We start from the raw sequence: 14,180 nt of genomic DNA on the forward strand, positions 1-14,180 counted from the left end.
CTTCCTCCTGAATTTACCAATGGTTGCGGGGACTAGCTATCGTCCCCGCGCCGCATTTTTGCCGCGCCGGCGCGCATTTTCTCGGCACCTTTGCGCATTTTTTCTGCACCACGCCGCATTTTGGGGACGCTTTCCAGTAGTTGCTGAGCGGTAATTTTCTTCTCACCACGCTGATTTTGCCGCGCCGCCTCATGTTCACGGAAGGCGGGGTCTCGTTCCAGCCGTTTCGCATAGGCTTCCATTTCATCGGCTCCGCGAAGCATCTCGTCGGCACCCTTCTCCATGCCGATAGCACCTTCAGCCAAACCTGCTGTCACCGCAGCCTTCACATCCCGAGCGAGCGTTTCGTTCCATTCTGTATTAAATACAGATGCACTATCACGCGCATGAACTGCCATTGTTGGCAATATCAACGCTGCGGCGAGACCCATTCCCGCAAATAGCGGGAAATAACGCTTATCAACCATCAGATTCTCCATGTCAGTCTGCCGCGCCCGATGTGCGGCCCATCGACTACAGTCGTAATCGATCATTGGGTATTTGCTACCCAACATCGACAAACCGCCAATGGAGATGGACGAACGGTAAGGACCGGAGTTACCGGCCTTGCGCTCTCCAGCGCTTGATAACCCGCTGGACTATTTCTTCTTCGCCGCCATGTTCGCGCCACAGGTCCGAGAAGATCGGGTCTTCCGAAGCCGGACGGCGTTCTGCGGCCAGCGTATCCAGCGAAACGCGGATCGGGATCGCGACACCTTCGCCGCAGCATATCACCTCGCGATTGCGCAACGCAGGGATAGAGTCGAGGAACCCGCGCGCGCCTTCCGGCATAGCCGCTTTCACGAACGCCTGATCCCGGTCATTATTGAGACGCATCGACAGGATAGTACCGCATTGTGAGAGGACACCTTCCGCCAGATCGGAGGGGCGCTGAGTAATCAGACCAAGCGACACCCCATATTTTCGGCCTTCCTTCGCAATTCTGCTAAGAATATCGCGAACGCTGCTTTCATCAGCAACGTCATCATTGGGAATATAGCGATGCGCTTCCTCACAAACCAATAGCATCGGGCGCTGTTGTTCATTGCGCGCCCAGATCGCATAGTCAAACACCAAGCGACTGAGCACGGAAACCACAGTGGGCGTGATTTCGGACGGCATTGCCGAAACATCAATAATCGAAATCGGCTTGTCCTCGGACGGCAGCCTGAAAATTTTGGCAAGAAATGCAGCCATCGTGTCACCCACGAGCATGCCGGAAAACATGAAGCTGTAACGCGGATCGGCCTTGATCTCGTCAATCTTGCTTTTCAGCCGTTGATAAGGCGCACTGTTGGTTGCCTTGTCGAGCTTGCCCATCTCATTTTGCAGGATCGATGTCAGGTCAGACAATAAATAGGGAACGGGAGAATCTACCGTCAACTTTCCGGTACCTGCAGAAGCCTGACTTTTTGCTTTTGCGGCAAGCAGACATTTGGCGAGAATGTCACAGTCCATCTGCTTGGCATCGCCTTTGGACTGCACGAACACTTCGCAATGCTCGCGAAAGTTCATCAGCCAATAGGGAAGGTTCAGATTGTTCACGTCGAACAACTTGCCGTTTTCCTTGAAAGCTGCAGAATATTCGCCATGGGGATCGATCATGAGGATGTGCCCTTCGGGGGCCAGCTCACAGATTTTGTGGAGAATCAGCGCTGCCGCAGTCGACTTACCGGTACCTGTAGATCCCAAAAGCGCGAAATGCTTGCCGAGCATCGCATCGATATAGAGCGCGCCGCGGATGTCATCCGTCGGATAGACCGTGCCGATCTCCACATTAGCGCGGCCATCAGACGCATAGACTTGTTTCAGGTCCGCAGTTGTCACTGCATAAACGACAGATGCTGGGGTAGGATAGCGGGTTACACCGCGACGGAAATTATAGATATTTCCGGTCAATTGTTCTTCATCCCCTTCACCAAGAAAATCAATCTCGGCGATAACTAGTCCCGACTGTCCTTCATGAAGGCGCTGGGTTCGAATATTGGCCAACAACCACGTCTGGCCAACGCGAATTTTAACCTGGCTACCCACCTGACCAGCCATTTTGATGGTAGGATCGGAATGGTCATTCAACCCTGAAAGAATGGCACCGTCCATCAGAATTTTGGAACTTGATCCTGCGATTTCTATGACTTCGCCAATTTTATGACCTTCGCTGCGCATTGAAGCGACACCGGGGTCCAAATTGTTCTGCGGTGCGTTTGTAGAGCCCGGCAGAGGATTTGCTGCGGGAAAATTGTGGGAACCCATGTCGGCCATTGCCGTTCTTCCTGTTTTGTTTTTCAAGCCACCAAACTAGTGGATCATGGTTAAGGAAGATTTACCCCCTGACAAAAAACATAGAGCAAGGAACCGGGTGCGGAACCAACGTCACATCTTGCGGAACAGATATCCGGCAGACCACCCCAAGAACACCGATATGAACACAGCGATCAGTCCATAAATAAAACCATATTGCTGCGAAAGATTGGTAATGAACCGCCCCATTCCCGTTTTTTCGATGGTGATATCCTTGACTTCAGCAGCCTCTACCCGGCCATCGATAATCAGAAATGTTTCCGCCGTATAATCACCGACTGGCACACTGGCCGGCAAGTTAATCCGTGCCTGATACAGCACACTATTGGTAATCTTGACGCTATTGGGCAAATTCTTGAACAAATCTCCCCGGGAATTCAGGTCGACCAGTCCATCGACAAAACGGTCCAGTTCCCGGCTGTCAATCGCACCGGCAGGAGAAAGCTGCAAATGATGTAGCCCCAATTCGTAAATGTCCGCCGTCTTGCCATCAACAATCTGTTCAATGGGCTTTGAAGAAGCAACTGCATAAAAGCCGGGAGATGAACGAAACTCGCTACTCGCCGCATTGATCCAGATACCGGCAATCTGCTGCTTCTCGCGCACAATAATCGATTCAACCGGGCCTTTGAGGACGACCACGATATCGGCCCGATCGGTATTGCGGGTATTAGGTGGATATGTGATAGCACCGAACAGAAGCAATTGCGCGCCGTTGAAATCACCTCTGATACTGATGCGATCCTGTGATACTTCGGGAACAAGAACGGGCGAAGCGGCCACCGTCAATATGGCAATGCCGAAAACGGCGAGCAAACGAGCCAGTATGAAACGGCACCGGTTCACAGGAGCTGTACCGTGTAAATCTCATCCGGCTGGAACCCAAGTCCAAGCGCCATGCGCAGCGCAACGAGGAGCACCATGGCGGCGAGACTCAACCGCAAATATTCGGGGCGCATCCGCTGCGCAAATTTTGCCCCCAGTTGTGCGCCGGTTACACTGCCGAGCAGCAACAGCGAGGCCAATACAATATCAACCGCTCGCGTGGTCATGCTGTGCATCATCGTCGATGCGATCGTGACGAACAGGATTTGAAACAGTGATGTACCGACGACCACTTGCGCGCCCATGCCAAGTAAATAGAGCATGGCCGGAACCATGATAAAACCACCGCCAACACCCAGCAACATCGTCAGAATGCCGGTGAGCAGACCGAGTATGAAAGGAGCAATCGGAGAAATATAGAGACCTGATCGGTAAAAGCGCCACCGCATCGGCAGACTGGCTACGAGTGGATGGTGTCGTCTTTTGCGTGCGGGCAGTGGTTTACCGGCGCGCAAGGCTCTCACGCTCTGCAATGATTCCTTGAACATCATTCCCCCGATGCTGGAAAGCATCAGAACATATAGCACATTGATCACAGTATCGATCTGCCCCCATCGCAGCAAAATCTGGAACAGCCCAGTTCCAATCCCGGTGCCAACAATACCCCCCACCACCAATATGGCACCCATACGAAAATCGACTCCGTGGCGACGCATATGGGCGGCAACGCCCGATATACTGGCGCCAGTGACCTGAGTGGAGGCGGAAGCGGCTGCGACCGTGGGCGGAATACCATAAAAAATCAGCAGTGGTGTGGTGAGAAAACCGCCACCGACGCCAAACATACCAGACAAAATTCCGACCAAGCCGCCCAGCAAGACGATGACAAAGGCATTGACCGAAAGATTGGCGATTGGCAGATATATGTCCATATTACCAATGGACTAATCTCTTTTTGTTACGGGATAAAGGGCGTTACCGCTTCGAGAGCGCAAAATCATCCAGTTTATCGAACAATAACCAAATCTTGCCTGCTTAAAAGCTGGTCGACATGGTTATCGTCAGTCCGCTTCCAGGCCGAGCATCTCCAGCGATCCTCGCCCTCCAGTCGACAGCAATGCGCGCGGTGGTGGCGGCGATAGGAACTCTGATATCAGCCCGTGGCCCAACATCCATTCGGGTGAGTTTGCGCTGGCCTCCGATCCACATGCCGGGCCCTATTGAGATAGTGTTTGCAGAAGATTCCACAATTGAGCGTTGTAACGTTGCAGACGCATCAAAAAAATACGTTTCATTCTTGCCCAGAATATAACCTCCTTGGACGTAGGTTTCGAGCGCAATGTCTGCGACAATTTGATCCGGCCCGGTACCGCCAGCCACATAAAAGGCGGTTCCGCGATTGCCGCCCGAGTTTACGTCCAGCCTTTGCTCAACATGGAGCGCAACGGGTAAATCGCGAACCAGGTGCATGCTTGCACCAAAGGCAACCTCCTCTTGTGCCAATGGCGTTAATGCCGCCGTCATTCGGCCATAAACCGATAGTTCCGACTCCGGCCTGGTCCGAATCGGATAAGATAATATCGCTCCGGCCTGGCTTCCGCCATATTGGCCGTTCGATATGGTGGGCCCTTCCCTAATTGCACCCAAGTGAGTCCCATTGGTGCCTTGCCGTGCAAAGAACCACAAATAACCCTGCAGACCGTTACGATGCGGCTTCTTGGAAGAATTTTCCGGGGGTGTAGAAAATTCTATACTCCGTTGGACAAGACTTCCCGATTGCGCGGGTAATTCCGTTGGTAAAAACTGGGCTCCGGCCAGTCGTAATTGAGACGCCGGCAATGAATATTGGCTGAGCGTATAGGACCAAGCGGGGCCAGTCAGACTTTGAGACATCCGCTCTGCCTCGTATGCCTCGCCAATAACCTGCGTTTCACTTGCCCCGGCGGAAAAATTGATTGGCGTCAAAAAATTGAGCTTGGCCGAATCTCGCGATTGTGCGCTTGCGGCCTGCTCCGTGGCATGAATCGCGGTATCCTCCGGCTTCGGTATCACCGGAATGACGACAGTATTTCCCGGAAGATTCCAGGCGACAATCCGTCCCAATATCCAAATCGCAGCAAGCGTTGCGATAGCGCGAAGCGGCGCTCCGGTAGCCGTCTGGCGCAGACTATCCGTTTCGTTTGCCAATGGCATTATTTGGTCTGAGCTGCTGGACATGCTCGGTTTCAGGGTAAAAGTGACGCGTTTTTTCCCAATTGGCTGGTCGGCCGGAAAGCTGGTCCAGATAATGGCCAATAGCACGCCAAGCTGCCAAAATATTGATCAGATTGCCAACGATCGTCCGGGGTAGAGACAAAAGTGCTTCACGAAAGCCATAAAGCGCAAAGACAAAATATCCTTTCATCAGCAGCCGCCAGGTAAGAAACCCTGCATTGACGAAAAGTAAAAGTTCCAGAGATTCAGACACAGGCTGAAGCCTGCAGGCACCAAAAAGTTCAGCGAGCAACAGTACGCCCGTCAAAATTATGGCAACATAAGCGATGGCCAAGACAATGGCGGCAAAACTGGCTTTGCGATCGCGCAATCGCATCCAATTCTCTCTCCAGCTCTTTTTCCAGCCAAGTCGATCCCATCCGGACAATGCGATACCCGCCATCCACCGGCTTTTCTGACGAATGGCATCTTCCAGTTTTTCCGGAAAAAATTCCTGTGTAGCGACCAGTTGCCCATGCTGATCGTGAAGCCGCGCAAAAATACCGCGTGCTGGTCCTCCCGTCAGATTGAGTCCGAGCTCATAATCTTCGGTCATGCTGCCGGCGTCAAATGGCTTCCCCTTCGTTCGGACAGCCAAATTTTGCAGCGCATCTCGGTCAAAGGCACACCCTACACCGGCTGAGGGGATGGAAGCGCCCAACGCCTCGCGCATAACCATTTGTTTGCCATGCAGCTCGGCAAACTCATCGCCATAATGGCCGGCTATCCACCGCGATCTTTTGGCGCGACGCGGAATGACCGGTAGTTGGATCAGGGTGGCCCTTCCGATCAAATGGCCAAACAGTCTTAACGCCTGAGGATGAACCAGGTCCTCGGCATCATGCAAGATAACCGCCGCATAGTTATCCTTTTCTTCAACTTCGTCCCTGCACAGAGCATCCCAGAGGTGATTGAGGCAATCCGCCTTTGTCGTCGGTCCGTCCTGACGACAAATAACAAGGCGAATTTTCGCAGTTCCGGAGGATGCAGCCGCCACAGCAGCTATGGTTTCTCCGTCATTTGGGTAGCAGCCAACATAGATTCGATAGCTGCTCGATGTCCATTGCTGCAGACATCTCGTCAGCATTGCACCAATGACCGGCGCTTCTTGCCATGCGGGAACGAATATCGCCAATCGGCAGTCCGATGAGATATCGTTCAGGCTTTCCACGGTTGCACGTTGGTGGACTGAATAGACGAACAACCTGCGCTTCAAACAGTGGAAAATCCATAATCCGTCGAACACCAGATCGTCGATCGAACCAACCAGAAAACACAGGCTTCCAAAAAGCAGCAGCTCCTTTTGGACGAAGTCGAGAAATAGCAAAATATGAGTGATCACCATAGCCGTGTTCCAAGGCTCGCAGAAGCCGGGCTTGTGCAAAAAGGAAAAAAACAATCAGAAAATATGCAGCCAGTTGCGCGCAGACACTAACCAGAATCGATATCGCCGTTCTGTAGCGTCGCCACATTTTCATTGGATCCGATCGCCAGAACCACAAGCATAGGATAGGCCCAGAACACCGCTCCAGTTCCAAAAGCTCGAGGAGTAATCTGCGGCGCCATCATAACCGCAGTATGAATCGTCACCGCGAGCAACTGAAATGCTGTCACCCACATCGGCCAGAAGCGGTCGGATTTGAAAGCTAGATATGTCAACGCAATAAGTGCACCAATGTCGACAGCGAATATGCCACTCTCCGGCTCTGCCCAAGAATGTCCAAATAGTCTAGCTACGACCAACGTACATAATGACCCGATGATAATAATGGCTGCCCCAAGATATTCGAAACGGGAACCACGATAAACTGCATATCCACAACAGATAATGAGAAATATATAGTAGATATAAGCCCACAATGTATTGAAGATAGTAGCCTCCTAGCCTTGTTCATGTTCATTTCAACCATTGATAGGACACATCGAAATACAGATAGCTAAGCCGCATGGTCACTCATGGTAACGATGTTTTCATCCCGCTCGTATACATACGCTTTTGGTTTCATATCGTCGGTCCCCAACGCCATAGCTTGCAAACCGATCTGATCGCGCGTCTCTGCCAATCGGTTATGGGTTGCGACCAACAGCCCTCTAGCTCCAACCAACGCAGATAATGTCTCGGCTGCCTGGGCGATGGCATCCTGACCAACAACCGCTGACAAATTTGCGTTCGCCCGCGCAATCGGCATATATCCGGTTAAATCAGCCATTTTGCATATCGCATCGTCAATAGCCTGTTCCGCCAAAAATAGTTTTTTTGTCAGTTTCTCGGCTGCATCGCGTCTCTGTTTTAGCATGATTATTCCTTTCGCAAAGGATACACGTCCCAGTGAACCTATGTGGCAAAATCAACGAGCAAAGGCGCTGCGCTGAACGGGTAACAATTACCCATTGAGGCGGGAAAGGGCTTCCAATCCCGCTATAAGACCACCGAAAGATAAAGCGGATCCGATCGCGATGGCCAATATCCATCCTAACCTCTCCACCGCACCGAGACTGTTTTTCTCTCCGCGATATTGCGGAATCGGAAACCGTCGGTGTCTGACTTCAGGTTTTTCAAACGCTCCGTTGGGAACACCAGCATTCCCGTTCGAATTATGATCCACCAAGTCAGCGCAATCACTTCCAACGCCCCCGGCAATAGTTCCGGCGGCAATACTTCCGGTCGATGACCGCAAGTTTGCGATTTTTGTCTGCAGTGCAACATCCGATGGTTGATATATCAACGATTGATATGCGTTTTCTTGGTCAAACGCGGCAAATTTCTTCGCCGCATCAAAGCGGGACTGTGCATTCAATATGCGCATGGCCATGCGCAGCCTTTGATCTACAGTATGCGGAGAAACATCCAGTTCCCGAGCAATTTCCTTAGAATTAAAATGCGCCAGCACAAGCCGCAAACAATCGCGTTGCCCGTCATTCAATCTATCTACCGCGGGCATGCTCATGTTTGGCAGAGCCCGCGAAGCCGGATATCCTGGCTTCGAATGGATCGAATATCACCGACAAATTTGCCGCAAAACTCTATTCTCAATAGCGGATAATGGTCTCCGCGTGCCATATCTGCCCCATTGTTGCGATAAATTGATCAGCTTATACCGTTCGTTACAATATCAGAAATCTGCCACTTCGTGAAATTTATTCATAATGCCCGACCATAGCGATTCTGAACCGTCACCCTAGCCGGATCGCCTTAAAGTCCTCTGGACTTGAAAGGAAGTTCAGGCCATCACCGAAAAAAAAAGGAGAGAGCATGAACGCGACACAGGCACAGGCTGTGACCAATTCCGGTGTGACCAATACCGGGCAGGCATTTGGAACCAGTGGTTATCGAGGTTATGTTCTTTTCTCACTGCTCGTAGTTTACACGCTAAACTTTATCGATCGCGCCCTGATTGGTGTCGTTTCGGAACCGATCATTCGAGAATTTCAACTCACCGACCTGCAATTTGGTTTTCTTTCCGGTTTCGGCTTTGCCTTGACCTATACGTTGTTCGGGATTCCTATCGCCCGCTTTGCGGAACGATTTAATCGCGTCCGTATTATCGCATTCAGCGTCATTCTCTGGTCCGCTATGACGGCTCTCTGCGGAATTGCCGGCAGTTTTGTTGCACTTCTGATATTTCGTGTTGGCGTCGGTATCGGCGAAGCTGGCTGTACGCCGCCGGCGAATTCGATCATTGCCGACTATTTCCCACCGCGAAGCCGAGCGCGCGCCTTGGCGATTTATGCGATGGGTGTGACGCTGGGCAGCGCATTGGCGGCTGCTTTTGGCGGCCCTATTGCCCAAGCGTTTTCCTGGCGAGAAGCGTTCATCATCCTGGGGCTGCCAGGGGTGGTCGTCGGGCTCGTCATCCTATTTTCCATAAAGGAGCCGCCGAGGGGCTATTCAGATCCTCCAGGAACCCCGCATGTAGAAAAGCTGGGCTTCGGTGAAACCCTTAAAAAACTAAGTGGTAATCGCAGCTACTGGATTAACGCGCTGGCGGCCACGATTGTCGCTTTTGTCGGCTATGGCGTTTCCAGCTTTCAGGTTTCCTTCTTCGTCCGCGTCCATGAATTGAGCATTTCCGACGTAGCTCTCCAATTGGTGCTTCCGATATCACTCGCTGCCGCTGCCGGTACATTCGGCGGAGGATTTGCAATTGAACGGCTGAGCAGCCGTTTCCCCAACGCCGTCGCCTGGGTTCCCGGCTGGTCGCTGCTTGCTTCGCTGCCGCTTTACTGGATTGGCTTCACAACAGACAGTCAATCGACTGCTTTGATGATGCTGATCGCTGCCGGATTCCTCCATTACACCTATCTCGGTTCGCAATATACCATCGCCCAGGGGGTGGTCGACGTAAAGGCCCGGGCGACAGCGATTGCCATATTGCTGTTCGTCGTCAATTTGATCGGATATGGTCTCGGCCCGCTGTTTGTCGGAGCGATCAGCGATATCCTGTCACAATCCTATGTCAGCAGCGCTGCAATCAGTGGTCAAATGACCCTGGAACTTTGCAAGGGTACTGATGCCGACATATTGGCGACTGGGAGTCAGGCCATGCTTGAAGCCTGCCGCCAGGCCACCGGCGAAGGTGTCCGGGATGCACTGCGCTTCACCGCTATGATCTATGGCATCGCAGGACTTTGCTATCTCTGGCTTTGCAAGCATCTACAGGCAAATCTATTGGCAAAAATGCATTAATCAAAATGATCAGACACCAGTGAAAGCGAATTGCGTCTATGGCCCGACCTGAACCATGGCAGCTCGATCCTGCCAACTATCCCATATCCGTCATCACGCAGACGCGATTTCAGGATATTGACCCTAACCGGCACCTGAACAACGTCGCCTTCGCGGCGATGTTCGAAAATGCGCGGGTTCGGCTGAACCGTAACCTGCGTCCCTGGGCCGACCGGCCGAAGAACGAACGGAGCATGGTCGCGGCGGTGACGATCAACTATCTCCGCGAAGGACAATATCCCGATGACGTCGAGATCAGCTCGGGCGTCAGCAGGATCGGCACGTCCAGCTACGTGATCACCCAGGCCATGTTTCAGAACGGCCATTGTATCGCCACCTGCGATGCCGTGATTGTCTGTCGCACCGATGGCGAAGGCAAACCCCTCCGCCAGGCGGTGATTGATGAACTCGAGAAGATGCGGACGAAAACTTAGTCCGTAAAATTGGCCGCCCGTTTTTCCATGAACGCCATCACCGCTTCTACCTGATTGGGTGTTCGGCTGACTTTGTCCTGTCCGACCGATTCCATCATCAGGATTTCATCTTCGTTCATATCGGGCAGCTTGTTGATCAAGTCCTTGGCGAGTTGCACGGCCTGCGGATGCTTGCTGGCGATCTCTGCAGCAATTTCCATCGCCCTGGCATGCGGATCATCCGACAGATGCGTGACAAAACCCAGTTCTTTGCCTTCTTCACCGGAAAATATCCGGTTGGTATAGGTCAGTTCGCGCAGGATATCATCGCGGACGAAACTGCGCCAGGTGGTGAAACTGCCCATGTCCGGGATCAGGCCCCAGCGCATTTCCATAATCGACATTTTCGCATCCGGCGCCACCACGCGAATATCTGCGGCACTGGCAAACTGCAGGCCGCCACCGATACAGGGACCGTGGACAGCGGCAATCACCGGGGCTTTCAATTTTCGCCACTGGAGCACGATATGCTGATATTTATTGGCATTGCCATGAGTGCGTTCGGCTAGCGTCGCCGCAAGCGGTGAACTGTCGCTATTCTTGCTTGCTTCGACAGCAGCAGCAGCGGATGCTGCGAAACTACCCATATCAAGGCCTGCGCAAAAAGCCTTACCTTCCCCCGACAGAACAATGGCTCTGATGCCGTCGATCGCCGCCAGCTTTCCGCCCGCCTCTACAATTGCGTCAATTTGAGCGGCATCGAGCGCGTTCATTTTTTCCGGTCGGTTGAACCGGACGTCGGCAATATGATCCTTGACGGAAATGGTGACGCGTTCTGACATGATTTGCTCCGTTTCTTGGGATTCGGGTCTGATTATTAGCCCCGTTTAATCGCCCAATTAACCAGCGGCAACTGATCATTGCCGAAATACATTCTTTCACTTTGGCGTTCACCCTCTGCAAAGGGTACAAAAATGCTGGGCGACCCATAGGCACCGCGAGCGACCGCCTCTTCAGTATTGGAGCGCAGCCGATCCTTGATTGCTTGCTCCTGCGTCTGCGCAGCTAGCGCTTCACCATCCAGGCCGATTTCATTTGCGATAGCAATCAACACTTCCGGATCATCGAGATTCCGCCGATCGCAATAATAGGCATTAAATGCTGCCGTTGCGAATTTGTGCAGCGCTACCTGATCCTCCTCCAACGCACAGCATAGCCGCATCGCGTGCACCGACTTCACTGGATGATGTTCGCTCGGGAAGTTCATCGGCAGACCGGCCAGCGCTGCCCAATCCTTGAGCACATGGAAACTGTGGACGAATTTCCGATTATCAGGGTTTTCCCGCGCCGCGTAGACGTCCTGATTGACCGCATTGAATACGCCACCAACCAGAAACGGCTTCCAGATGATCGCGGCGTCATTATCTTTGATAATCGGCTGGATATTGTGGAAGGCGAGGTAGGTCCACGGTGATGAGAGGTCGAAGTAGAATTCTACGGTTACCGTCATTGCGTCATCCTTCCATTCTCCGGCAAAGGTCGGAGCGCTATTCCTTGATTCCAAACAACGTCTTGCGCACCTCGGCATCATCCTGCGGATTGCGATTAATCTTGTCGCGCCCCACTGCCATTCCCCGCCGCAATCCTTCGCGTTGTTTCAGCTCTTCATACCAGCGCTTAACATGGTCAAAATCATCGAGATCAATCTCCTGTCGCTTGTAGGTCTGCACCCAGGGGAAACAGGCAATGTCGGCGATACTATATTCTTCTCCGGCAAGATAATCATGCTCCGCCAAACGCCGGTCCATCACACCGAACAACCGCAATACTTCGTCCCGATAGCGCTCAGTGGCATATTCAATCCGGTCGGGTGCGTAGAGTTTGAAATGGCCATGCTGCCCCATCATCGGCCCCAACCCGCCCATCTGCCACATCAGCCATTCGGTTGCCGCAATTTGCCCGCGCAGATCGTGCGGTAGAAATTGCTCCGCCTTGTCCGCCAGATAGAGCAAGATCGCACCGGTTTCGAAGACAGACAAAGGTTCGCCGCCATCCGCCGGATCATGATCGACAATCGCGGGGATCCGGTTGTTCGGACTGATCGCCAGAAATTCCGGAGCGAACTGCTCGCCCGCGCCGATATTCACCCATTTGATATTATAGTCGAGCCCGCACTCCTCGAGCATCACGGAGATTTTCCACCCATTGGGTGTCGGAGCGAAATAGAGATCGATCAAGAGATCATCAATTCCTGAAAATCACAGATCCCGGTCGCCGCATGCCCCATCAAATCGCTTCGCTTTGTCCCGGCGTATTGACACCCATTTTCTGCAGATATTTCTTCACATTGCGCGCTGCCTGACGGATGCGTTGCTCGTTCTCGACCATCGCGATACGAACGAACCCTTCGCCATCTTCTCCATAACCCACACCGGGCGCGACTGCGACGCCGGCTTCTGTCAGCAATTGCTTGGAAAATTCGAGGCTACCCATATGGGCGAGCTTCGGTGGCAAGGGTGCCCAAGCGAACATAGAAGCTGCCGGTGACGGGATTTCCCAGCCCGCCCTCCCAAAGCTTTCCACGAGCACATCGCGGCGTTTGTGATAGAGTTCGCGGTTCTTTGCAACCTGGTCCTGCGGACCATTGAGCGCTGCGCAGGCGGCTGCCTGGATCGGGGTAAAGCCGCCATAATCAATATAGCTCTTCACCCGGGTAAGCGCTCCGATAAGGGTCTTGTTGCCGACCGCAAAACCGACCCGCCAACCGGCCATGGAATAAGTCTTGCTGAGCGAAGTGAACTCCACCGCGACATCTTTCGCGCCCGGGACCTGCAATATCGAAGGTGTCGGGTTGCCGTCGTAGTAAAGCTCGGAATAGGCGAGATCGGACAATAGCCAGACTTTATTCTCCTTTGCCCACGCCACCAGCCGCTCGTAGAAGGCAAGATCGACGACTTCCGCCGTCGGATTGGAGGGATAGTTGACCACCAGCAGCGTCGGACGCGGCACGGTAAAGGCCATTGCCCGCTCCAGCGATTCCCAATAATGTTCGTCAGGCGTCGTCGGCACGCTGCGAATAGTCGCGCCGGCAATGATGAAGCCAAACGTGTGAATAGGATAGCTCGGATTGGGTGCAAGGATGCAATCTCCCGGCGCAGTGATTGCTGTCGCCAGACTGGCCAGGCCTTCCTTTGACCCAAGCGTAACAACCACTTCCGTGTCAGGATCCACATCGACACCAAAGCGGCGACCATAATAATTGGCTTGTGCCTTGCGCAGGCCAGGAATCCCCCTGGATGCCGAATATCCATGCGCATCGGGTTTCTGCGCCACTTCGCACAGCTTGTCGATGACATGCTGCGGCGGCGGCAGGTCGGGATTGCCCATGCCAAGATCGATAATGTCTTCGCCGGCCGCTCGCGCCGCTGCCCGCATGTTATTGACTTCAGCAATCACATAGGGTGGCAGGCGTTTAATACGGTAAAATTCTTCGGACATTATGGATCGTTTCTAGCTTTAAGTTTTATGGAACTCCGGCTTTGCGAAATTTTGATGCGATTGTCGAGCACATCTATGCGACAACCGCCGGGATAGCGAATGCCCAGCCACCATGGACATGGTTA

The 14,180-nt window shown here is 53.0% G+C and carries 14 protein-coding genes; 2 read left to right on the forward strand and 12 right to left on the reverse strand.

Translation table 11 applies throughout. The features are described 5' to 3' along the window. Nucleotides 1–32: 32 nt before the first annotated feature. The 8 genes from ACN0WX_RS00060 to ACN0WX_RS00095 form a co-directional block, all read right to left on the reverse strand. The gene (locus tag ACN0WX_RS00060) at nucleotides 33–467 is read right to left on the reverse strand and encodes a hypothetical protein (RefSeq protein ID WP_417620152.1); all 435 of its coding nucleotides are present in this window, start codon (nucleotides 465–467) and stop codon (nucleotides 33–35) included. A 130-nt stretch (nucleotides 468–597) separates the two neighbouring features. Further along, complete coding sequence (locus ACN0WX_RS00065; RefSeq protein WP_417621173.1) at nucleotides 598–2,205, reverse strand: ATP-binding protein; 1,608 nt, start codon at nucleotides 2,203–2,205, stop codon at nucleotides 598–600. Nucleotides 2,206–2,412: 207 nt separating this feature from the next. After that, nucleotides 2,413–3,186, reverse strand: a complete 774-nt coding sequence (locus tag ACN0WX_RS00070; RefSeq protein ID WP_417620154.1) for a TIGR02186 family protein — start codon at nucleotides 3,184–3,186, stop codon at nucleotides 2,413–2,415. After that, nucleotides 3,183–4,097: a sulfite exporter TauE/SafE family protein gene (locus ACN0WX_RS00075; RefSeq protein ID WP_417620156.1), complete on the reverse strand. Its 915-nt coding sequence runs from the start codon at nucleotides 4,095–4,097 to the stop codon at nucleotides 3,183–3,185. Before ACN0WX_RS00075 ends, ACN0WX_RS00070 begins: the two co-directional genes overlap by 4 nt. A 103-nt stretch (nucleotides 4,098–4,200) precedes the next feature. After that, nucleotides 4,201–5,352: a hypothetical protein gene (locus tag ACN0WX_RS00080; protein WP_417620158.1), complete on the reverse strand. Its 1,152-nt coding sequence runs from the start codon at nucleotides 5,350–5,352 to the stop codon at nucleotides 4,201–4,203. Next, entirely contained in the window at nucleotides 5,333–6,763 is a 1,431-nt protein-coding gene (locus tag ACN0WX_RS00085) for a glycosyl transferase family protein (RefSeq protein ID WP_417620160.1), read from the reverse strand. Before ACN0WX_RS00085 ends, ACN0WX_RS00080 begins: the two co-directional genes overlap by 20 nt. A gap of 592 nt (nucleotides 6,764–7,355) precedes the next feature. Further along, a complete protein-coding gene (locus ACN0WX_RS00090) occupies nucleotides 7,356–7,715 on the reverse strand; it encodes a hypothetical protein (protein ID WP_417620162.1) in 360 nt (119 codons plus the stop codon). 87 nt (nucleotides 7,716–7,802) lie between these two features. Beyond that, a complete protein-coding gene (locus ACN0WX_RS00095) occupies nucleotides 7,803–8,366 on the reverse strand; it encodes a helix-turn-helix domain-containing protein (RefSeq protein ID WP_417620164.1) in 564 nt (187 codons plus the stop codon). A gap of 305 nt (nucleotides 8,367–8,671) precedes the next feature. On the opposite strand from ACN0WX_RS00095, the gene ACN0WX_RS00100 reads away from it, so the two are divergent. Both ACN0WX_RS00100 and ACN0WX_RS00105 read left to right on the forward strand, forming a co-directional pair. After that, a complete protein-coding gene (locus tag ACN0WX_RS00100; protein WP_417620166.1) occupies nucleotides 8,672–10,105 on the forward strand; it encodes a spinster family MFS transporter in 1,434 nt (477 codons plus the stop codon). A 38-nt stretch (nucleotides 10,106–10,143) separates the two neighbouring features. Then, on the forward strand, nucleotides 10,144–10,578 hold the full coding sequence (locus ACN0WX_RS00105; RefSeq protein ID WP_417620168.1) for an acyl-CoA thioesterase: 435 nt from the start codon (nucleotides 10,144–10,146) through the stop codon (nucleotides 10,576–10,578). On the opposite strand, the gene ACN0WX_RS00110 is transcribed toward ACN0WX_RS00105, so the two are convergent. Genes ACN0WX_RS00110 through ACN0WX_RS00125 form a run of 4 tightly spaced genes read right to left on the reverse strand, consistent with a single transcriptional unit; the run spans nucleotide 10,575 to nucleotide 14,055 of the window. After that, entirely contained in the window at nucleotides 10,575–11,399 is an 825-nt protein-coding gene (locus ACN0WX_RS00110; protein WP_417620170.1) for a crotonase/enoyl-CoA hydratase family protein, read from the reverse strand. The two genes, ACN0WX_RS00105 and ACN0WX_RS00110, sit on opposite strands and share 4 nt — an antisense overlap. Nucleotides 11,400–11,434: 35 nt before the next feature. Further along, on the reverse strand, nucleotides 11,435–12,067 hold the full coding sequence (locus tag ACN0WX_RS00115; RefSeq protein WP_417620171.1) for a 2-hydroxychromene-2-carboxylate isomerase: 633 nt from the start codon (nucleotides 12,065–12,067) through the stop codon (nucleotides 11,435–11,437). Between the two features lie 37 nt (nucleotides 12,068–12,104). Continuing rightward, on the reverse strand, nucleotides 12,105–12,794 hold the full coding sequence (locus tag ACN0WX_RS00120) for a glutathione binding-like protein (protein ID WP_417620172.1): 690 nt from the start codon (nucleotides 12,792–12,794) through the stop codon (nucleotides 12,105–12,107). A gap of 49 nt (nucleotides 12,795–12,843) precedes the next feature. Beyond that, nucleotides 12,844–14,055: an LL-diaminopimelate aminotransferase gene (locus tag ACN0WX_RS00125; RefSeq protein ID WP_417620173.1), complete on the reverse strand. Its 1,212-nt coding sequence runs from the start codon at nucleotides 14,053–14,055 to the stop codon at nucleotides 12,844–12,846. Nucleotides 14,056–14,180: the final 125 nt, after the last annotated feature.

This window comes from Parasphingorhabdus sp. (assembly GCF_048269915.1).
Taxonomy (GTDB): domain Bacteria; phylum Pseudomonadota; class Alphaproteobacteria; order Sphingomonadales; family Sphingomonadaceae; genus Parasphingorhabdus.